We start from the raw sequence: 18,724 nt of genomic DNA, 5'->3' as shown, positions 1-18,724 counted from the left end.
GCTGCTCCGGCCGCACCCCCTGCTCTTCCGCGGCCACCACGAACAGCGCCAGGATCGGCAGCACCGCGCCGTTCATCGTCATCGACACCGACATCCGGTCGAGCGGGATGCCGTCGAACAGGGTGCGCATGTCGTAGATCGAGTCGATCGCGACACCGGCCATGCCGACGTCACCGGCGACCCGCGGGTGATCCGAGTCGTACCCGCGGTGCGTGGCCAGGTCGAACGCGACCGACAGGCCCTTCTGCCCGGCCGCGAGGTTGCGCCGGTAGAAGGCGTTCGACTCCTCCGCCGTCGAGAACCCCGCGTACTGACGCACCGTCCACGGCTGGTTGACATACATCGTCGGATACGGGCCGCGCAGGAACGGCGCGACACCGGGATAGGTCCGCAGGAAGTCGAGACCGTCGAGGTCCTGCGGCCCGTACACCGGCTTGACCGCGATGCCCTCCGGCGTCTCCCACACGGGCAGATCGGTCTCGTACTTCGCCGACGGGAGCGAGCCGAGGTCGACGTCCGCGAAGTCGGGGATCATCGCTGCACTCCCAGGAAGTCGTAGGTGCTGTTCAAGATCTCCAGCGCCGGACAGCCCGCGTACACGCGGCCGTCGACGTCGGCATCGGTCTTCTTGCCTGCCAGGAGCACCCGAGCCGCGCCCGCTTTCCGCAGCGCTTCGACGGTGTCGACGGCCAGTTCGGCGTAGCTGGAGTCGCTGCCGCACACGACCGCGATCTTGGCGCCCGAGGCCGTGAACCTGTCCGCGACCTCGTCGGCGGTCTTCGTCGGGCCCGCGCTCGGGGTGGCGAAACCGCCGGCGTTGAAGAGGTTGGCGGCGAACGTGGCGCGTGCGGTGTGGGCGGCGACCGGGCCCAGGGTGGCGAGGAAGACCACGGGGCGTTCGGGCTGAGCGTCGGCGAGGTCGCGCAGCTCCTCAAAAGCCTGTGCATAACGCACCCGCGGCAGCCCGAAACTGTCAGACCCGCCTGAGATGATCGGGATGGGGGGTGCGTCCCCCCTGGGGGCCTGCGAGTCGGTATCGATTCCGAAGGGCGGGGTCACAGACACCGGGGAGGCCGAGGCAGGCGCGGGTGCGTGGGGCGGGCGGACCACGGGCTTCTCGGCCAGGTCCGGGAACTCGCTGACCCCCGTGATCGGATCGCTGCGGTCCGCCAGCCGGGCCGACCGCCGCGCCCACGTCCCCGCGATCCGCGAGGCGACCAGCGCAGAGGCACCCGGCAGCCCACCGGCCCGTTCGAGCTCCTGGAACCACGCCCACGCCGCCACCGCAAGCGACTCGGTCAGCTGCTCCACGTACCAGGACCCCGCCGCCGGGTCGATCACCGCGCCGAGGTGCGACTCCTCCAACAGCAGGTTCTGCGTGTTGCGCGCGACCCGGCGCGCGAACTCGTCCGGCAGCCCGATCGCCGCGTCGAACGGCTGCACCGTCACCGCGTCGGCACCGCCCAGACCGGCCGCCAGGGTGGCGACGGTGGTGCGCAGCATGTTCACCCACGGATCACGGCGCGTCATCATCGCCGACGACGTCACCGCGTGCTGCACCTGCGGCACGTCCACGCCCGACACCTCAGCCACCCGCGCCCACAACCGGCGCGCCGCACGCAGCTTCGCGATCGTCGCGAACTGGTCCGCCGTGGCCGCGAAACGGAACTCCAACTGCGCGAACGCCGACTCGACCGACAGACCACCGGAAACCAGAGCACGCAGGTACGACACGGCCAAGGCCAGCGACGCACCCAGCTCCTCCGCGTCCGACCCGCCCGCGTCGTGGAACGGCAACGCGTCCACCACGACCGTCCGCAGGCCGGGGAACCGCGACACGGCGTCCCGGATCACCGGCAAGGTGTCCGCCGACGGCACCAGGGCCAGGTTGCCGCGCACGTCGGCGGCCAGCAGCGGCGCCTGGTCGTAGATCCGCAGCATCGTCCGCGCCGCCTCGACGTCACCGTCGAGCACGACCGGTGCGAGGTCGAGGTAGACGCCGTCGAGCAGGCGCTCCAGCGAGGAGGCGGGCACGGCGAGCCACAGCGACGTGACGCCGCCTTCGAGGTCGTTCATCAGCGCGACCGGGTCGGGCACGGCGTGGCGCTGGCGGACGTCCCAGCCCTGCTTGACCGGCGCGAGCGCGTAGGGGGTGCCGAGCGCGTCGTCCGCGGTGTAGAGCGGCTGGAGGGAGAAGCCGTCGTAGGTCTGGGTGACCAGGGAGTCGAAACTGGCGCCGGTCTTGCTCAGCACGGCGTCGACCAGGTCACGCCACTGTTCCCGCGACGCCGCGGGGAACTCGTTCGGGCGGAATTCGGCGGGCAAGGCCAACTCCATCATGCGTTGCAGTGTCACCGACCGGTACGCGCTCGGCTATGTGAGGTTCACCGCCGTTAACGATGCAGCAAGTGTCTCAGGAACAATGGACCGGTGGACGACCAGGAGCGCTTGATCGCGGCTAGGTACCGGCTGCTGCACCTGCTCGGCCAGGGTTCCATGGGCACGGTCTGGGCCGCCCACGACGAGGTGCTCGGGCGGCAGGTGGCCGTGAAGGGCATCCTGCACACGCCCGGCATGCCCGACGCCGAAGCCGCCCAGCTGCGCGAGCGCACGATGCGGGAGGCGCGCGCGGTCGCCGCGCTGTCGCACCCGAACCTGGTGACGCTCTACGACGTGGTCCAGCACGACGGCGACCCGTACGTGGTGATGGAGCTGGTGCCCTCGCGCAGCCTCGGCGAGGTGCTGAAGGAACAGGGCTGCCTCACCGAGAAGCAGGGCGCGGCGGTGCTGGACGCGGTCGCGGCGGCGCTGGAGTCCGCGCACCGGGTCGGGATCACGCACCGCGACGTCAAACCGGGCAACGTCCTGATCGCCGACGACGGGCGGGTGAAGCTGACGGACTTCGGCATCGCGCGCAACGTCGCCGAGGCCACCATGACCGCCCGCGGCATCACCCTCGGCACGCCCGCCTACATCGCGCCCGAGGTGGCGCAGGGCGGTGACGTGTCCGCGGCGGCCGACCGGTGGTCGCTGGGCGCCACGGTGTGGGCGGCGATGGCCGGTGAGCCGCCGTACGTGGGCCGCAACGTCATGCAGACGATCAACGCGGTCATCCACGGCGACGTGCCGGTGCCCGCGGGCGCCGGGCGGCTGGCGCCGGTGATCAGCGGGCTGATGCAGAAGGACCCGGACCAGCGGATGTCGCTGGTCGACGTGCGGCGCAAGGTGTACCCGCTGCTGCCGGAACCGGGCACGGACGCGTTCGAGGCGCGTGCGCCGCGCACGCCGCCGGTGATCGTGCGGCCGAAGCCGAGGATCGAGCCGGACGCGCCGCTGGCCGCCGATCCGGGGCCGTTGCCGTTCCTGGTCACGCGGTCGACGGCGCCGGAACGCACGCCGGTGGGCAGGACGTTGGTGCTGGTCGCGGCGGTCCTGCTGTTCCTGGTGGGCTCGGGCGGCGGGTTCGCGCTGACGCGGCTCGTGGCCGGGGCGCCGCTGCTGCCGCCGGCCCAGCAGAGCGCGCCGACGCTGCCGACGCTGCCGGCCTCGCCGACGTTCGAGCAGCGCACCGAGGACGCGGTGACCGCGATCGGCGACCAGGGCGGCAAGTTCACCCTGAAGGTGGACAAGAGCTGGACGAAGTACGCGGAGCAGCGCGCGGCCGACCAGCGCGTGCCGGCCTCGGCGGTGGTGCACTTCGTGTCGCCGCCCGGCGCGTACGAGGTGGCGGTGCAGCGGTTCCCCGACTTCTACCCGAAGCGCCGGATCGCCGAGTACGTGGCGGCCGTGCAGGCGCGGTGGGCGACGCGGTTCTACGGCGGCGAGAAGGTGCCGACGCCCAACCTCGCAGGGCCGCGGTCGGAGGACGGCATCCAGTTCGTCTACCGGACCGTGGAGGGCGACGAGGCGACCGGGCTGCGGCGCTCGCACTTCTCCCGCGTGCTCCCCCACGGCACCGACCTGTGGGTGGTCGAGGTCACCGTCCCGACCGAACAGGAGGACGCGGCACGGGAGCGCCTCTTCGACGCGATCGCATCGACATTCGCCCCGGTTTAAGCTCTCGCGGTGACTCCAGAAGAGCTGGCCGGCAAGGCCGCGGAAGAGATCCAGGACCGCACCGGCGTGGCGAAGCACGACATCGCGATCGTGCTCGGATCCGGCTGGCGACCCGCCGCCGACGTGATCGGCGAGCCGGTCGCGGAGATCCCCGTCGGGGAGCTGACCGGGTTCGAGGCGCCGACCGCGCTCGGCCACGGCGGCACCATCCGGTCCGTCGAGGTGGGCGGCAAGAAGGTTCTCGTCGTCCTCGGCCGCACCCACGGCTACGAGGGCAAGGGCGTGCAGAAGGTCGTCCACGGCGTGCGCACCGTCGCCGCCGCGGGCGTGCGGACGGTCGTGCTGACCAACGCCGCCGGTGGCCTGCGCCAGGGCATGTCCGTCGGGCAGCCGGTGCTGATCTCCGACCACCTCAACCTGACCGCGCTGTCGCCGCTGGTCGGCGCGCGGTTCGTGGACCTCACGGACCTGTACTCGCCGCGGCTGCGCGAGGTCGCGAAGGAGATCGACCCGTCGCTGGAGGAGGGCGTGTACGCGGGGCTGCCCGGTCCGCACTTCGAGACGCCGGCCGAGATCCGCATGCTGCGCACCCTGGGTGCCGACCTGGTGGGCATGTCGACCGTGCACGAGGCGATCGCCGCGCGGGCAGAGGGCGTCGAGGTGTTCGGGTTGTCGCTGGTCACGAACCTCGCCGCGGGCATCACCGGTGAGCCGCTGAACCACCAGGAGGTGCTGGACGCCGGTGCCGCCGCGGCCGAGCGCATGGGCACGCTGCTGCGCGAGCTGGTGGACCGCGCATGAGCCTGACGCCGGCACTGCGCGACGCGACGTTCCGGTGGATCGCCGACGACCCCTCCGCGGCCACCCGTGAGGAGCTGCAGGGGGTGCTGGCGCGGGCGATGGGCGGTGACGCCGCGGCGCGCGAGGACCTCGCCGACCGCATGGCGGGGCCGTTGACGTTCGGCACGGCCGGGCTGCGCGGCCCGGTGCGGGCGGGCACGAACGGCATGAACGTGGCCACCGTGGTCCGCACGACGGCCGGTCTGGCCGCCTGGCTGAAGGCGTCCGGCGCGTCCGGCGCTGCGGGGCTCGTCTTCGTCGGCAGGGACGCGCGCCACGGGTCCGAGGAGTTCGCCGTCGCCGCCGCCGAGGTCATGGCGGCCGCGGGCTTCGACGTGCGGGTGCTGCCCGGTCCGCTGCCGACGCCGGTGCTCGCCTTCCTGGTGCGAGCGCACGGTGCGGTGGCGGGCATCCAGATCACCGCGTCGCACAACCCGCCCGCGGACAACGGCTACAAGCTGTACCTGGCCGGCGGTTCGCAGATCGTGCCGCCGTCGGACGCGGAGATCGAGCGGGCGATCGAGGCGGTGCCCGCCGCGGTGTCGGTGCCGCGCGCCTCGACGTACTCGGTCGTGCCGGACGCGGACGTCGACGCCTACCTGGACCGGGTCGCGTCGCTGCCCAGCGGCACCGCGCGGACGTTGAAGATCGCGTTGACGCCGATGCACGGCGTCGGCGGCCAGTTCGCCGTGGAAGCGTTGCGGCGCGCGGGTTTCACCGACGTGCACGTGGTGCGGTCGCAGGCCGTGCCGGACCCGGACTTCCCGACGGTGGTGTTCCCGAACCCCGAGGAACCCGGTGCCGCGGACGAGCTGCTCGCGCTCGCGGACTCGGTGGACGCCGACCTCGCCATCGCGCTGGACCCGGACGCCGACCGCTGTGCGCTGGGCGTGCGGGACGGGTCGGCGTGGCGGATGCTGCGCGGCGACGAGACGGGCGTGCTGCTCGGCTCGCTCGTGCTGTCCACTGTGGAGAGTGCGGACCCGTTGGTGGCCACGACGATCGTGTCGTCGTCGCTGCTGAAGTCGATCGCCGAGGCGCACGGCGCGCGGTACGCGGAGACGTTGACGGGCTTCAAGTGGCTCGCGCGTGCCGGTGACGGCCTGGTGTTCGCCTACGAGGAGGCGCTGGGCAACTGCGTCGACCCGGAGTTCGTGGCGGACAAGGACGGCATCTCGGCCGCGGTCGTCGCCGCGGACCTGGCGGCGGGCCTGAAGGCGGCCGGGCGGACGTTGCTCGACGCGCTGGACCAGCTCGCGCTGGACCACGGCCTGCACCTGACCGACCAGGTGTCGTTGCGCTACACCGACCTGTCGCTGATCGGCGCGACGATGGCCCGGCTGCGCGCCGAACCGCCGGCGGACTTCACGTCCGAGGACCTGCTGCCCGGCGCGGACGTGCTGCGGTGGACGGCCCCCGGCGTGCGGGTGATCGTGCGGCCGTCCGGCACCGAACCGAAGCTCAAGGCGTACCTGGAGGTCGTCGAGCCGGTCACGGACGGACTGGAGTCCGCCCGTGCGGCGGCGCGGACGCGGTTGGCTGAGCTGCGGGAACGGGTGACAGCGCTGGTCAGCTAGCTCCCGGCGTCAGCCGGCGAGAGCGATCAGCAGGCACAGCACCGCGAGGGCGAAACCCCCGCCGGCCACCCAGTAGGCCCTCCTGGTCGGCGGGGCGACCGCGGTGCGGCGTCCCTCCGTCACGGCCGCGACCGCGATCCGGCCGAAGATGTAGGCAACCGAGCAGAGCCCCACGCCGAGTCCGAGCAACATCGTGTTGACGTCCCACGGGCTGTGGTCGAACCCCGGCCACAGCGACGCGAAGAGGGGCCCGATCCCGATCATCCCGATGCCGATCGCGAGGCCGAAACCCCAGGTGATGCGACGCTGTCGAGGACTCGTGGTCAATAGGGCGGTGGTCTTCATGGTCCCTCCTGTGTACACCTTCTAGGACGTCTTCCCGGCCGCGGGGTTGCGTTGCAACACCAGGAACGCCTGCGGCCCTGCCTCGTCCACACCCCTCTGACGCACGAGCCTGGCCACTTCGTTGAACCCGGCCGCGGTGGCGTTGCGCACGGTCTCGTCGACGTCGTGCCAGTAGACGTCCAAATCCACATCGTGGCCGTACGCGTGGTCGAGGTGCCGTTTCTCGTCACCCGCTTTGAACGCGTGCAACAGGTATCCGCCGGGCTTGAGCACGCGGTGGAACTCCCGCCACGGCACGTCCTGCGCCGGCATGTGCACCGTGGAGTACCAGACGACCGCGCCGCCGAGGCTCTCGTCCGCCAGGTCGAGCGCCGTGATGTCGCCCTGCCGGAAGTCGAGGTGCGGGTGGTGCTGCTTGGCCTGGGCGAGCATGCCGTCGGAGAGGTCGACGCCGAACACGTCCAGGCCCAGCTCGTGCAGGTGCTGGGTGATGCGGCCGGTGCCGCAGCCGAGGTCACCGACCCGTCCCGCAGCCAGCTCGGCGAAGGCGCGCGTGATCGCGGCGTCGAACGGGCGGCCGTCGTGGGCGTCGGAGAGGAGCCGGGCGTAGCTGGCCGCAACAATGTCGTAGCTGGCACGGGTCATGGTCATCTATCTTGCCGCGCATGGAGTACACCCGGCGTGACCTGGCCCTGGCCTACCTCGAGGCGTATCCGGTGCCGGAGCACCACGAGGTGGACCCCGAGTCGCTGTACGCCCGCATGAAGACCTACCACCGGCAACTGCTGCGCGGCCTGAAGCAGCTCTTCGGCTTCGACCTGAACGACGACCAGCTGCTGAAGTTCTTCTTCCGCAGCGTGGCGTACTCCTACCGCGGCAACCGCCACCCGCTCTCCGGCGTGCTGGAGGGCGGCCTGCTGGTCAAGCGGTTCGAAGGCACGGACGTCATGGACAGGTGCGTCGAGCTGGCCACCCTGCACGAGCGGACGCAGGAACGGCTCGTCGACCTCACGGTGGAGATCCTCGCACTGGCCAAGCCGGACGACGGAACGGTCGTGACGACCGAACAGCTCCAGGCCATCGGAGTGGACACCGCGGAGCCAACCGACCCCGACGGCGAGTGGCTATAGCTTTGACCGCCATGAGGCTGCTGATCGTCCACCACACGCCCTCGCCCGCCCTGCAGGCGATGTTCGAGGCGGTCGTCTCCGGCGCCACCACCCCCGAGGTGGAGGGCGTCGAAGTGGTGCGCCGAGCCGCGTTGTCCACAACCGCTGTGGATGTCCTGGAAGCGGACGGCTACCTGCTGGGCACGCCCGCGAACCTGGGCTACATGAGCGGTGCGCTGAAGCACTTCTTCGACACCGTTTACTACCCGTGCCTGGACTCCACGCGCGGTCGCCCGTTCGGGCTTTATGTGCACGGCAACAACGACACGACCGGTGCGGTCAGGAGCGTGGAGACCGCCACGACCGGCCTGGACTGGGTGAAGGCGGCCCAGCACGTGGTCGTCACGGGCGAGCCGGGCAAGGCCGACCTGGAGGCGTGCTGGGAGCTCGGGGCCACCGTCGCGGCTCAGTTGTCCACATGACCCCAGAGTTGTCCACAGCCACTTGTCCCCACCCTGTGGACAACCCTGGGGATGGATTCGAACAGGTGTTCTAACGGCCGATCGAGCTCATGTCCGGGTACCGGTCGCCGGCCACCGCGGACGCCGGAACGGCGGCCTCGATCGCGGCTAGGTCGGCCTCGGACAGCTCCAGGGCGGCCGCCGCGACGTTCTCCTCCAGGTACTTCAGCCGCTTGGTGCCGGGGATCGGCACGACGTCGGACCCGCGGTGCTGCACCCACGCCAGCGCGAGCTGGCCCGCGGTGACGCCGCGTTCGTCGGCCAGGGCGCGCAGGTCGGCGACCATCTTCAGGTTCGCGTCGAGGTTCGCGCCGGAGAACCGCGGGTTCGCGGCGCGGAAGTCGCCCTCGGCGAAGTCGGCGGAGGAGGCGAACCGGCCGGTCAGCACGCCGCGGCCGAGCGGCGAGTACGGCACCAGGCCGATGCCGAGCTCGCGTGCGGTGGGCACGATCTCCGCCTCGATGTCGCGCGACCACAGCGACCACTCGCTCTGCAGCGCCGTGATCGGGTGGACGGCGTGGGCGCGGCGCAGCGTCTCGGCGCCGGCCTCGGACAGGCCCAGGTGGCGGACCTTGCCCTCGGCCACCAGCTCGCCCATCGCCCCGACGGTCTCCTCGATGGGCGTGTCCGAGGGCACGCGGTGCAGGTAGTAGAGGTCGATCACGTCGACCCCGAGCCGCTTCAGCGACCCCTCGACCGCCTGCCGCACGTAGGCGCGGTCGCCCCGCACGCCGCGGCGGTCGCCGTCGCGGACGATGCCGAACTTCGTGGCCAGCACCACCGAGTCCCTGTGGCCGGCGATCGCGCGGCCGACCAGTTCCTCGTTGGTGTGCGGGCCGTACATGTCGGCCGTGTCGATCAGCGTCACGCCGAGCTCCAGGGCCCGGTGGATCACCGCGATCGACTCGGTGTCGTCGCCGGCACCGTAGAACTCCGACATCCCCATGCAGCCGAGCCCCTGCGGCCCGACCTCCAGTGAACCGAGCTGACGGGTCACGCCGTCGCCTCCAAATCGCTCTCGACCACGGCGTAGTGGTCGATCTTGTAGTCCAGCACCTCGAGGCACGACTGCAGCTCCGCGATGCGGGCGCGGACGTCGGTGCGGTGTTCCACGAGGATCTGCTTGCGGCGGCCCGCCGTGTGCTCGCCGCGGTGCCTGAGCTGCGCGAACTCGCGCATCATGCGGATCGGCATGCCGGTGGTGCGCAGGCGGGTCACGAAGGCCAGCCAGCCGAGGTCTTCCTCCGAGTAGACGCGGCGGCCACCCGAGTCGCGGGCGGGCGGGTCGACGAGCCCGATTCGTTCGTAGTAGCGCAGGGTGTCGATGGACAACCCGCTGCGCTGCGCGGCCTGGGCTATCGAGTAACTCACGAAATCGACGCTAAGACCTGGAGTGCACTCTAGGTCAAGCGGAATCCTTGGGCAGCCCCCACGCCTGGAGGTGGCCCGCCATCTCGGCCACGTCGATCTTGTCCCGGCCGAGGGCGCGGACGAGGTCGAGCGCGTCGTCCTCGTCGGCGTCGATCCAGTAGCCGTTGATGTCGCACATCGTGACGGCGGCGACCCAGCCGAGCCGCCAGTTGCCCTCGACGAGAGGGCGGGTGCGGACGATCGAGTCGAGGAGTGCGGACGACTTCAGCCACAGCGTGTCGTACGCCTCCACGCCGAGCACAGTCGCTCGGGGGCGGTACGCCGCCGTGTCCAGCAGCCCGATGTCCCTCACGACGAGGTCACCACCGGTCACAGCCGTGGCCAGCACCAAGAGGTCCCCGGCGTCGAGGTAGGAGATCACAGCACCCAGTTGATCACAGACGTCCGACAGTTTCAGGAAGATCCGAGCCTATCCAAAAGACCTCGGTACTTGGGCAGCACCCTCCCGAGGACCTCGCCCAGCTTCTCCTCCTGCTGCATGCGCTGGTAACGATCCGCGATCGCCAACCGCACGACCTCCTGCTTGGAGCGCCCCTCGGCCGCCGCGAGCTCCGCGAGCCGCAGGTTCTCCTCCTCGGTCAACCGCAAGGTCATCGCCATTCCCGGCACGGTACCAATGTGATACCACTCAGGCCAGGGGCCATTAGGATTGCGTGATGCCCAGGCCCAAGACCCACGACGACGCACTGCGCCGGCGTCTGCTCGAGCGGGCGGGCGAGCTGCTCAGCACCAGGGGACCCGACGCGGTGAGCCTGCGCAGGATCGCCACCGACGTCAACACCTCCACCACCGCCGTCTATTCCCTCTTCGGCGGGAAGCCGGCGTTGCTGGAAGCGCTCCACGACGAGGCGTTCAGCCGGTTCGGGGCGAACCTGGCCGCGGTGCCGACCACCGACGACCCGGCGGAGGACCTGCTGCAGATCGGTCTCGCCTACCGGCGCGGCGCGCTCGCGGACCCGCGGTTCTACTCGGTGCTGTACTCCAAGGTCGTCGAGCCGACGAAGGAGATGAGCCGCGCGGCCGGCCGGACGTTCGCGCCGGTGCGCAACGCGGTGCGGCGGGCGATCGAGCTGGGCGTCTACCGGGACGAGGACCCCGAGCAGATCGCGATGTCGATGTGGGGCATCGCGCACGGGCTGGTGAGCCTGGAGCTCAACGGGAACCTGCCGCGCGGAGTGGACGCCGCCGCCACGTACGAACTGGCGTTGCGCGCGCACGGCCGCGGCTGGCTGGCGGAGACCCCGTCGCGGAAGTGATCCCGTCGCGGAAATGACGGAATCCGGGGAGGCGGCCGCCGCGAAACCTCCCCGGACCCGCTGAACTGTCCCAACGGGACAGTTCGCCTGTGGTGCGGCGTCTACCTGAGGGCGCCGTCCAGCGCCTTGATCAGCTCGCCGTTCGCGGTGTCACCGTCGAGCGACCAGATCATCGCGCCGCCGAGGCGGCGGTCGTTGATGAAGCGGGCCTTGCGCTTCATCTCGGTCGCGTCGTCGTAGGTCCACCACGTCTTGCCGTCGTAGATCCACGCGAAGCCCGCGCGCTCGTCGCGGTGGACCTTGTAGGTGTTGCCGGGTTCGGAGAGCTTCGCCTTGATGCGGTGGAAGTCCTCGTAACCGTTCTCGTACTTGGCGGGCGCGGGCACACCGGTGCCGAACAGGCCGTTGCGGGTGCCGGGTGCGACGCCGTCCCAGCCGCGGCCGTAGAACGGCACGCCGAGCACGGCCTTGGAGCGCGGGGCACCGCGCGAGAGCCACGCGTTCACCGTCACCTCGGAGCTGAACTCGAACTCCGACGGGTCGCCCTTGGGCACGCGCAGCGCGGACTGCTGGTTCGCCGCCGCGTCCCACGCACCGTGGTAGTCGTAGCCCTGCAAGGTGCCGAAGGTGAGGTAGCAGAACACCTTCGCGACCTCGAAGCCCCGGTCGACCTGCCTGGGGTCGGCCGGCAGGAACGCGGTGAGGTCGCGGTTCCAGCCCATCTGCTTGCGGTACTCGGCGAGCAGCTTGGTGAAGTTCTGCTTGTCCTCGGGGCGCACGACGTTCGGCGGCGTCGGGTTGCCCTCGCTCGCCGGCCACTCCCAGTCGAGGTCGACGCCGTCGAAGACGCCCTTCGCGGCGCCCGCCGGCAGCCCCGGCAGGTTGCCCTTGATCCACATGTCGGTGCACGACTTGACGTGCGCGGCGCGCGACTCGGGGGTCAGCGCGGCGTTGGAGAAGTACCGCGACCCCGTCCAGCCGCCCAGGGAGATGTTCACCCTCAACCCGGGGTACTTGGCCTTGAGCTGCTTGAGCTGGTTCAGGTTGCCCATGAGCACCTGACCGGCCTCGTCGGCCTTGCCGCTCACCGACTGCTCGGCGGTGTGGGGCATCTGCCAGTCCGCCCACGGGTCGGCGCTGACGCACTTGCCCGACTCGTCGAGGAACCCGAACGCGTAGTTCAGGTGCGTGAGCCGGGCCGCGGCCCCGCTGTCCACGAGGTTCTTGACCCGGAAGTTCCGGTCGTACACGCCCCACTGGATGAAGTACCCGACCGTGCGGGTCTTCGAGTACCCGTGGTGCCCGTTGGTCTCGACGTCGGCGTTCGCGGGCGCGGAAGCCAGCGACGCGGACAGGGCGCCGACCGCGAGTGCGGCGACACCCCATCTCCGTCTGGACATGTGACTCCTCAGTCAGATCGCGGCAGCGGCGATGCGGTCCACAGCACGATAGGCCTGAGGTCTAGACCATTGCTACGTCCGATCGGAGGTATGTCCTAAACCGCCCCGTACAGACGGTCACCGGCGTCGCCCAGGCCGGGCACGATGAAGCCGGAGTCGTTCAGCCGCTCGTCCACCGACGCCGTGACGAGGCGCACCGGCAGGTTCGAGTCCTCGAGGTGGTTGATGCCCTCGGGAGCCGCGAGCACGCACACCGCCGTCACGTCCGTCGCGCCGCGCTGGGTCAGCAGCCGGATCGTGTAGGCCATCGAGCCACCGGTCGCGAGCATCGGGTCGAGCACGAGCACCGGCCGCCCGGCGAGGTCCTCCGGCAGCGACTCCATGTACGGCGTCGGCTGCAACGTCTCCTCGTCGCGCGCGAGCCCCACGAACCCCATCTGCGCGTCGGGGATCAGCTTGTGCGCCTGGTCGGCCATGCCCAGCCCGGCCCGCAGGACCGGCACGAGCAGCGGCGGGTTCGCGAGCCTGAAGCCGGTGGTCCGCGCGACCGGCGTGTGCGTGCGGTCCTCCTTCAGCGGCGCCTCCCGCATCGCTTCGTAGACCAGCATGACGGTCAGTTCGTGCAACGCCGCGCGGAACGCCGCGTTGTCCGTGCGCGCGTCGCGCATGGTGGTGAGTCTCGCCTTGGCGAGCGGGTGATCGACGACGAGGACGTCCATGCCCGACACCGTAACCGCTGGGCGAACCCGGCAAGGTGTCCAGAGTGGACCAGGCCGCCGTCGTGAACACCGTTAACTCGGCGGGTGTAGGGTCAGCCGCGTGACGGACCACGTGCGCATCGGAGTGCTGGGCGCGGCCAGGATCGCGCCGACCGCTGTCATCCGCCCCGCCCGCTCCTCGACCGCCGCCGAGGTGGTCGCCGTGGCGGCTCGTTCCACCGACCGCGCGCAGGCGTTCGCCGACCGGCACGGCATCGCCCGCGTGCACGGTTCCTACGAGGCCCTGCTCGCCGACCCGGCCGTGGACGCCGTCTACAACCCGCTGCCCAACGGCCTGCACGGCCGCTGGACCCTGGCCGCCCTCGAAGCCGGCAAGCACGTGCTGTGCGAGAAGCCCTTCACGGCCAACGCCGCCGAAGCCGCCACCGTCGCGGCCGCCGCCGAGGCCTCCGGCCTGGTGGTGATGGAGGCCTTCCACTACCGCTACCACCCGCTGGCCCAGCGCGCCGCCGAGATCGTGCGGTCCGGTGCACTGGGCCCGCTGCGCCACGTCGAGGCCTCCGTCTGCTTCCCGCTGCCGGTGTTCTCCGACATCCGCTACGACTACGCGCTCGCGGGCGGCGCGATGATGGACGCCGGCTGCTACGCAGTGCACATGGCCCGCCTGCTCGGCGGCGAGGAGCCCGCGGTCCGCTCCGCCCACGCCCTGCTGCGCGCCCCGGCGATCGACCGGGCGATGCGCGCGACCCTGCGCTTCCCCTCCGGCCACACGGGTTCCGTGCACGCCTCGCTGTGGTCGGCCACCGTCCTCAAGCTGTCGATGAGGGCCGTCGGCGAGGACGGCGTGCTGACCGTGCTCAACCCGCTCGGCCCGCAGCTCGCCCACCGCTTGTCGTTGCGGCTCAAGGACAGGCGCTCGGTGGAGACGTTCGGCCGCCGCTCCACCTACGCCCACCAGCTCGACGCGTTCACCGACGCGGTCCTGCACGGCAAGCCGTTCCCGACGACGGCGGACGACGCGGTGCGGAACATGGCGGTGATCGACGCGGTCTACCGGTCCGCCGGTCTGCCGGTGCGCCGGCCGAGCGCCTGAGCTCCTGCCCCGCCCACCTCGTCCGCCCGCCCGCCTCGCCCGCCCCGTCGAGGAGAGCGACCGGCGGACCACCTGATCAGGGTCCTGCCCCACCCGTTCCGGGAGTCAAGAACCCGCTCCGCACCTCCGAAGTTCTTGGAGTCCAGACAAGACGCGGAGGTGTGAACGGTGATGATCGAGCAGAAGCCCGTCCGGCAGCGGTGTGAGTCGCCGCTGCTCATCCTGGTCGTGTCGGTCACCCTCGGGGTGCTCATCGGCGCGTTGCCGCGGCTGTGGCTGCACGAGCCGGCCCTCGCGTGCGGTCTCGCGCTGCTCCTGGTCGCGGCTTTCGCGATCACGGTCAAGTACGCACCGAACCGCAAGTGAGGGTTCTAGACTCGATCGGGTGAGCGACGAGCTGGTACCGGCTGACCAGAGTCACCTGCGCGCCTCGGACGCGGACCGGGAACGGATCGCGCAGGTGCTGCACGAGGCGACCGCTGAGGGGCGCCTCGACATCCACGAGCTGGACGAGCGGCTGACCGCCGTCTACGCCGCCAAGACCTACGGTGAGCTCGCTCCCATCACCGCCGACCTGGTGCTCAACGGGCTGCCGCAGCCCGCGGTGGGACCGCAGCACCACTCCGCTGTCGACCACCGCGTCGGCGGTGAGCCCGGCAGTGCCGTGTCGGTGGCGTTCTGGTCCGGCGTCAACCGCAAGGGCGACTGGGTGGTGCCGCGGCTGCACAACGCCGTGGCCGTCATGGGTGGCGTCGAGCTCGACCTGACCCACGCGCGGTTCGCCGAGCAGGAGGTCACGATCAGCGTCTTCGCGTTCTGGGGCGGGGTCGAGGTGCGCGTGCCCGACGACATCAACGTGAAGGTCGACGGGTTCGGGCTCCTGGGCGGGTTCGAGGACAAGGCGCCGAGCCGCCGGTACATCCCCGGCGCGCCGACCGTGCGGGTCACCGGGCTCGCGATCATGGGCGGGGTCGAGGTCAAGGGGCCCAAGAAGAAGAAGTCCAAGATCTTGCGCGAGCTCCTGGACTGACATCGGCCCCGACAGCGGGCCCGAGGCTGCCGCAAACGGCGCTGACCTGCGCGAACCCGCTCACTTAGGACGGGCGTCCCATTCCGCCTAGACTCCGGACCATGGCTGCTCCTACGACACTGCCGTCGGCCCTGGCGGACGCCGTGCGCGACGAATCGTCGCTGCGGCGCTTCCTGCACGGCCTTCCCGGCGTCGACCAGGTCGGCGTCGAGCAACGAGCCGCGGGCCTCGGCACGCGGAGCATCAAGAAGGCCAGCAAGCTGCACGCCATCGACCTGGCGATCAGCATGGTGGACCTGACCACGCTCGAAGGCGCCGACACCCCCGGCAAGGTCCGCTCGCTCGCCGCGAAGGCCCGCAGGCCCGACCCGGAGCGGCCGGACGTGCCGCAGGTCGCCGCCGTCTGCGTGTACCCGGACATGGTGAAGACGGCCGTCGACGGGTTGCAGGGCAGCGGGATCGGCGTCGCCAGCGTCGCGACGGCGTTCCCGAGCGGCCGCAGCACGATCGACGTCAAGCTCGCCGACACCCGGTTCGCCGTCGAGCAGGGCGCCGCCGAGGTCGACATGGTGATCGACCGCGGCGCGTTCCTCTCCGGCCGCTACGGGCTGGTGTTCGAGGAGATCGTCAAGGTCAAGGAGGCCTGCGGGGACGCGCACCTCAAGGTCATCCTGGAGACCGGTGAGCTGGTGACCTACGACAACGTCCGCCGCGCCTCGTGGCTCGCGTTGCTCGCCGGCGGCGACTTCATCAAGACCTCGACCGGCAAGGTGCAGCCCGCGGCGACGCTGCCGGTCACGCACGTGATGCTGCAGGCGGTGCGGGACTGGAAGACCCAGACCGGCGAGCTGCGCGGGGTCAAGCCCGCCGGTGGCATCCGCACGACCAAGGACGCGATCAAGTACCTGGTGGCCGTGAACGAGGTGGCCGGGCCCGAGTGGCTCGACCCGCACCTCTTCCGGTTCGGCGCGTCGACGTTGCTGAACGACCTGCTCATGCAGCGGCGGACCCAGTTGGACGGCCACTACAGCGGCCCGGACTACGTGACGGTGGACTGACACATGTGGGAATACGCCCCCGCGCCCGAGTCGCGGGCCATCGCGAACCTCAAGCCGAACTACCGGATGTTCGTCGACGGCGAGTTCGTCGAGGGCTCCGGCGAACCGCTCAAGAGCATCAACCCCGGCACCGAGGAGGTGCTGGCCGAGGTCTCCACCGCGTCGAAGTCCGATGTGGACACCGCGGTGACGGCCGCACGCCGCGCCTACGACCGCGTGTGGTCGAAGATGCCCGGTGCCGAGCGCGCCAAGTACATCTACCGGATCGCGCGCCAGATCCAGGAACGCGGCCGTGAGCTCGCGGTGCTGGAGTCGCTGGACAACGGCAAGCCGATCAGGGAGTCGCGCGACGTCGACGTCCCCACGGCCGCCGCGCACTTCTTCTACCACGCGGGCTGGGCGGACAAGCTCTCGTACGCGGGCTACGGCCCCGACCCGCGCCCGCTGGGCGTGGCCGGTCAGGTCATCCCGTGGAACTTCCCGCTGCTGATGGCCGCGTGGAAGATCGCCCCGGCCCTGGCCTGCGGCAACACCGTGGTGCTGAAGCCCGCCGAGACCACCCCGCTGACCGCGCTGGTGCTCGCCGAGATCATCCAGCAGTGCGAGCTGCCGCCGGGCGTCGTCAACATCCTCCCCGGTGCCGGTGACGTGGGCGCGACCCTCGTCGAGCACCCGGACGTGAACAAGGTCGCCTTCACCGGCTCGACCGAGGTCGGCAAGATCATCCAGGGCAACCTGGCCGGCACGGCGAAGAAGCTCACCCTGGAGCTCGGCGGCAAGGCGGCGAACATCGTGTTCGACGACGCCCCGCTCGACCAGGCCGTCGAGGGCATCGTCAACGGCATCTTCTTCAACCAGGGCCACGTCTGCTGCGCCGGTTCCCGCCTGCTCGTGCAGGAGTCCGTCGCCGACGAGCTGTTGGAGAAGCTGCACGCCCGCGTGTCCACGCTGCGCGTCGGCGACCCGCTCGACAAGAACACCGACGTCGGCGCGATCAACTCCCGCGAGCAGCTCACGAAGATCCAGGAGCTGACCGAGTCGGGCGAGGCCGAGGGCGCGGTCCGCTGGACCTCCTCGTGCCCGTTGCCGGACAAGGGCTTCTACTTCGCCCCGACGGTGTTCTCCAACGTCTCGCAGGCGATGCGCATCGCCCGTGAGGAGATCTTCGGCCCGGTGCTGTCGGTCCTGACCTTCCGCACCCCGGAAGAGGCCGTGGCCAAGGCCAACAACACCCCGTACGGCCTGTCGGCCGGCGTGTGGACCGAGAAGGGCTCGCGCATCCTCTGGATGGCGTCGAAGATGCGCGCCGGCGTGGTGTGGTCCAACACGTTCAACCGCTTCGACCCCACCGCCCCGTTCGGCGGCTACCAGGAGTCGGGCTTCGGCCGCGAGGGCGGCCGCACCGGTCTGGAGGCCTACCTCGATGTCTGATCGCATCTCGGTCGCGAAGACCTACAAGCTCTACATCGGCGGCGCCTTCCCGCGTTCCGAGTCGGGCCGCTCCTACCCGGTGACCGACACCAAGGGCGCCTTCCTCGCCAACGCCGCCCACGGCTCCCGCAAGGACGCCCGCGACGCCGTGACCGCGGCCCGCAAGGCGTTCGGCCCCTGGTCCGGCGCCACGGCCTACAACCGCGGCCAGGTCCTGTACCGGGTGGCCGAGGTCCTGGAGGGCCGCCGCGAGCAGTTCACCACCGAGGTCGCTGTCTCCGAGGGCGTCGCGGTGAAGAAGGCCCAGTCCCTCGTGGACACCGCCATCGACCGCTGGGTCTGGTACGCGGGCTGGACGGACAAGATCGCCGCGGTCCTGGGCTCCTCGAACCCGGTCGCCGGCCCGTACTTCTCGTTCAGCACCCCGGAACCGACCGGCGTGGTGGCCGTACTGGCCCCCCAGCAGTCGTCCCTGCTGGGCCTGATCTCGGTCATCGCCCCGGTGATCGCCTCCGGCAACACCTGCGTCGTCATCACCTCGCAGGACCGCCCGCTCCCGGCGATCACGCTGTCCGAGGTGATGGCCACCAGCGACCTGCCCGGCGGCGTCGTCAACATCATCACCGGCCACACGGCGGAGATCGCCCCGTGGCTCGCCTCGCACGCGGACGTGAACGCCCTGGACCTGACCGGCGCCCCCGAGTCGCTGCGCGCGGACCTGGAACGGTCGGCCGCGGGAACGGTGAAGCGGGTCCTGCGCATCCGGCCCGACGAGGACTTCACCCGCGAGCCGGACCTGTCCCGGTTGCGGGCGTACCTGGAGACGAAGACGGTCTGGCACCCGATGGGGGTGTGAGA

22 protein-coding genes are annotated in these 18,724 nt (G+C 70.9%); 12 read left to right on the top strand and 10 right to left on the bottom strand.

The genetic code is table 11. The features are described 5' to 3' along the window. Together ACZ7CH_RS04990 and ACZ7CH_RS04985 are read right to left on the bottom strand one after the other, a co-directional pair. On the bottom strand, positions 1-535 hold a 535-nt coding region (locus ACZ7CH_RS04990; protein ID WP_470373175.1), incomplete at its 3' end, for a methylmalonyl-CoA mutase family protein. Then, entirely contained in the window at positions 532-2,340 is a 1,809-nt protein-coding gene (locus tag ACZ7CH_RS04985; protein ID WP_470373174.1) for a methylmalonyl-CoA mutase family protein, read from the bottom strand. The genes ACZ7CH_RS04985 and ACZ7CH_RS04990, both read right to left, overlap by 4 nt. 90 nt (positions 2,341-2,430) lie before the next feature. Here ACZ7CH_RS04985 and ACZ7CH_RS04980 point away from each other — a divergent pair, with 90 nt between their 5' ends. The 3 genes from ACZ7CH_RS04980 to ACZ7CH_RS04970 are packed head-to-tail and all read left to right on the top strand — an operon-like array spanning position 2,431 to position 6,473. Next, on the top strand, positions 2,431-4,056 hold the full coding sequence (locus ACZ7CH_RS04980; RefSeq protein ID WP_470373173.1) for a serine/threonine-protein kinase: 1,626 nt from the start codon (positions 2,431-2,433) through the stop codon (positions 4,054-4,056). A 9-nt stretch (positions 4,057-4,065) separates the two neighbouring features. Then, positions 4,066-4,857: a purine-nucleoside phosphorylase gene (locus ACZ7CH_RS04975; protein WP_360396055.1), complete on the top strand. Its 792-nt coding sequence runs from the start codon at positions 4,066-4,068 to the stop codon at positions 4,855-4,857. Continuing rightward, entirely contained in the window at positions 4,854-6,473 is a 1,620-nt protein-coding gene (locus ACZ7CH_RS04970; protein WP_470373172.1) for a phospho-sugar mutase, read from the top strand. The genes ACZ7CH_RS04975 and ACZ7CH_RS04970 overlap by 4 nt, the downstream gene beginning before the upstream one ends. Before the next feature lie 9 nt (positions 6,474-6,482). Here ACZ7CH_RS04970 and ACZ7CH_RS04965 read toward each other — a convergent pair whose 3' ends face one another. After that, positions 6,483-6,818 carry a hypothetical protein gene (locus ACZ7CH_RS04965; protein ID WP_360396051.1) on the bottom strand — a complete coding sequence of 112 codons (336 nt, stop codon included), beginning with the start codon at positions 6,816-6,818 and terminating at the stop codon, positions 6,483-6,485. A gap of 21 nt (positions 6,819-6,839) precedes the next feature. Further along, a complete protein-coding gene (locus ACZ7CH_RS04960) occupies positions 6,840-7,463 on the bottom strand; it encodes a class I SAM-dependent DNA methyltransferase (RefSeq protein WP_470373171.1) in 624 nt (207 codons plus the stop codon). A gap of 20 nt (positions 7,464-7,483) precedes the next feature. Here ACZ7CH_RS04960 and ACZ7CH_RS04955 point away from each other — a divergent pair, with 20 nt between their 5' ends. Then, positions 7,484-7,948, top strand: coding sequence for a hypothetical protein (locus ACZ7CH_RS04955; RefSeq protein WP_470373170.1), 465 nt, complete (start codon positions 7,484-7,486; stop codon positions 7,946-7,948). Between the two features lie 11 nt (positions 7,949-7,959). Further along, the gene (locus ACZ7CH_RS04950; RefSeq protein WP_470370102.1) at positions 7,960-8,409 is read left to right on the top strand and encodes a flavodoxin family protein; all 450 of its coding nucleotides are present in this window, start codon (positions 7,960-7,962) and stop codon (positions 8,407-8,409) included. A 70-nt stretch (positions 8,410-8,479) separates the two neighbouring features. Here the strand turns inward: ACZ7CH_RS04950 and ACZ7CH_RS04945 are convergent, their stop codons facing one another. The 4 genes from ACZ7CH_RS04945 to ACZ7CH_RS04930 are packed head-to-tail and all read right to left on the bottom strand — an operon-like array spanning position 8,480 to position 10,479. Further along, entirely contained in the window at positions 8,480-9,394 is a 915-nt protein-coding gene (locus tag ACZ7CH_RS04945; RefSeq protein ID WP_470373188.1) for an aldo/keto reductase, read from the bottom strand. Positions 9,395-9,441: 47 nt separating this feature from the next. Continuing rightward, positions 9,442-9,819, bottom strand: a complete 378-nt coding sequence (locus ACZ7CH_RS04940; RefSeq protein ID WP_360396035.1) for a MerR family transcriptional regulator — start codon at positions 9,817-9,819, stop codon at positions 9,442-9,444. Positions 9,820-9,853: 34 nt separating this feature from the next. Next, entirely contained in the window at positions 9,854-10,240 is a 387-nt protein-coding gene (locus ACZ7CH_RS04935) for a type II toxin-antitoxin system death-on-curing family toxin (RefSeq protein ID WP_360396033.1), read from the bottom strand. Between the two features lie 32 nt (positions 10,241-10,272). Next, positions 10,273-10,479: a ribbon-helix-helix protein, CopG family gene (locus ACZ7CH_RS04930; protein WP_053737502.1), complete on the bottom strand. Its 207-nt coding sequence runs from the start codon at positions 10,477-10,479 to the stop codon at positions 10,273-10,275. A 56-nt stretch (positions 10,480-10,535) separates the two neighbouring features. On the opposite strand from ACZ7CH_RS04930, the gene ACZ7CH_RS04925 reads away from it, so the two are divergent. Next, positions 10,536-11,135: a TetR/AcrR family transcriptional regulator gene (locus ACZ7CH_RS04925; RefSeq protein WP_360396031.1), complete on the top strand. Its 600-nt coding sequence runs from the start codon at positions 10,536-10,538 to the stop codon at positions 11,133-11,135. A 101-nt stretch (positions 11,136-11,236) separates the two neighbouring features. On the opposite strand, the gene ACZ7CH_RS04920 is transcribed toward ACZ7CH_RS04925, so the two are convergent. Then, the gene (locus tag ACZ7CH_RS04920) at positions 11,237-12,535 is read right to left on the bottom strand and encodes a glycoside hydrolase family 18 protein (RefSeq protein ID WP_470373169.1); all 1,299 of its coding nucleotides are present in this window, start codon (positions 12,533-12,535) and stop codon (positions 11,237-11,239) included. 95 nt (positions 12,536-12,630) lie between these two features. Next, the gene (gene upp / locus ACZ7CH_RS04915) at positions 12,631-13,254 is read right to left on the bottom strand and encodes a uracil phosphoribosyltransferase (protein WP_360396027.1); all 624 of its coding nucleotides are present in this window, start codon (positions 13,252-13,254) and stop codon (positions 12,631-12,633) included. 100 nt (positions 13,255-13,354) lie between these two features. Between upp and ACZ7CH_RS04910 the strand changes: the two genes are divergently transcribed. From ACZ7CH_RS04910 to ACZ7CH_RS04885, 6 genes are all read left to right on the top strand, one after another. Then, complete coding sequence (locus ACZ7CH_RS04910) at positions 13,355-14,347, top strand: Gfo/Idh/MocA family protein (RefSeq protein WP_470373168.1); 993 nt, start codon at positions 13,355-13,357, stop codon at positions 14,345-14,347. A gap of 171 nt (positions 14,348-14,518) precedes the next feature. After that, positions 14,519-14,713, top strand: a complete 195-nt coding sequence (locus ACZ7CH_RS04905; protein WP_360396023.1) for a hypothetical protein — start codon at positions 14,519-14,521, stop codon at positions 14,711-14,713. A gap of 19 nt (positions 14,714-14,732) precedes the next feature. After that, positions 14,733-15,377 carry a DUF1707 SHOCT-like domain-containing protein gene (locus tag ACZ7CH_RS04900; protein WP_360396021.1) on the top strand — a complete coding sequence of 215 codons (645 nt, stop codon included), beginning with the start codon at positions 14,733-14,735 and terminating at the stop codon, positions 15,375-15,377. 101 nt (positions 15,378-15,478) lie between these two features. Next, positions 15,479-16,435, top strand: coding sequence for a deoxyribose-phosphate aldolase (deoC, locus tag ACZ7CH_RS04895; protein WP_360396019.1), 957 nt, complete (start codon positions 15,479-15,481; stop codon positions 16,433-16,435). 3 nt (positions 16,436-16,438) lie between these two features. Then, positions 16,439-17,866 (top strand): aldehyde dehydrogenase family protein, encoded by a 1,428-nt coding sequence (locus tag ACZ7CH_RS04890; RefSeq protein WP_360396017.1) that lies wholly within the window; start codon positions 16,439-16,441, stop codon positions 17,864-17,866. Continuing rightward, a complete protein-coding gene (locus ACZ7CH_RS04885) occupies positions 17,859-18,722 on the top strand; it encodes an aldehyde dehydrogenase family protein (RefSeq protein ID WP_470373167.1) in 864 nt (287 codons plus the stop codon). The genes ACZ7CH_RS04890 and ACZ7CH_RS04885 overlap by 8 nt, the downstream gene beginning before the upstream one ends. The last annotated feature ends 2 nt before the right edge of the window (positions 18,723-18,724 follow it).

The sequence above is a fragment of the Lentzea sp. NPDC037011 genome (genome assembly GCF_055607425.1).
The sequence above is the reverse complement of the archived record's forward strand: the minus strand, read 5'-3'. Positions and strand labels throughout refer to the sequence as shown.

Excerpts from the sequence above, each read along its gene's own strand:
- ACZ7CH_RS04985 (WP_470373174.1), bottom strand. The coding sequence starts at position 2,340 with ATGATGGAGTTGGCCTTGCCCGCCGAATTCCGCCCGAACGAGTTCCCC.
- ACZ7CH_RS04970 (WP_470373172.1), top strand. The coding sequence starts at position 4,854 with ATGAGCCTGACGCCGGCACTGCGCGACGCGACGTTCCGGTGGATCGCC.
- ACZ7CH_RS04965 (WP_360396051.1), bottom strand. The coding sequence starts at position 6,818 with ATGAAGACCACCGCCCTATTGACCACGAGTCCTCGACAGCGTCGCATC.
- ACZ7CH_RS04960 (WP_470373171.1), bottom strand. The coding sequence starts at position 7,463 with ATGACCCGTGCCAGCTACGACATTGTTGCGGCCAGCTACGCCCGGCTC.
- ACZ7CH_RS04955 (WP_470373170.1), top strand. The coding sequence starts at position 7,484 with ATGGAGTACACCCGGCGTGACCTGGCCCTGGCCTACCTCGAGGCGTAT.
- ACZ7CH_RS04950 (WP_470370102.1), top strand. The coding sequence starts at position 7,960 with ATGAGGCTGCTGATCGTCCACCACACGCCCTCGCCCGCCCTGCAGGCG.
- ACZ7CH_RS04945 (WP_470373188.1), bottom strand. The coding sequence starts at position 9,394 with ATGGGGATGTCGGAGTTCTACGGTGCCGGCGACGACACCGAGTCGATC.
- ACZ7CH_RS04930 (WP_053737502.1), bottom strand. The coding sequence starts at position 10,479 with ATGGCGATGACCTTGCGGTTGACCGAGGAGGAGAACCTGCGGCTCGCG.
- ACZ7CH_RS04925 (WP_360396031.1), top strand. The coding sequence starts at position 10,536 with ATGCCCAGGCCCAAGACCCACGACGACGCACTGCGCCGGCGTCTGCTC.
- ACZ7CH_RS04920 (WP_470373169.1), bottom strand. The coding sequence starts at position 12,535 with ATGTCCAGACGGAGATGGGGTGTCGCCGCACTCGCGGTCGGCGCCCTG.
- upp (WP_360396027.1), bottom strand. The coding sequence starts at position 13,254 with ATGGACGTCCTCGTCGTCGATCACCCGCTCGCCAAGGCGAGACTCACC.
- ACZ7CH_RS04905 (WP_360396023.1), top strand. The coding sequence starts at position 14,519 with ATGATCGAGCAGAAGCCCGTCCGGCAGCGGTGTGAGTCGCCGCTGCTC.
- deoC (WP_360396019.1), top strand. The coding sequence starts at position 15,479 with ATGGCTGCTCCTACGACACTGCCGTCGGCCCTGGCGGACGCCGTGCGC.
- ACZ7CH_RS04890 (WP_360396017.1), top strand. The coding sequence starts at position 16,439 with ATGTGGGAATACGCCCCCGCGCCCGAGTCGCGGGCCATCGCGAACCTC.
- ACZ7CH_RS04885 (WP_470373167.1), top strand. The coding sequence starts at position 17,859 with ATGTCTGATCGCATCTCGGTCGCGAAGACCTACAAGCTCTACATCGGC.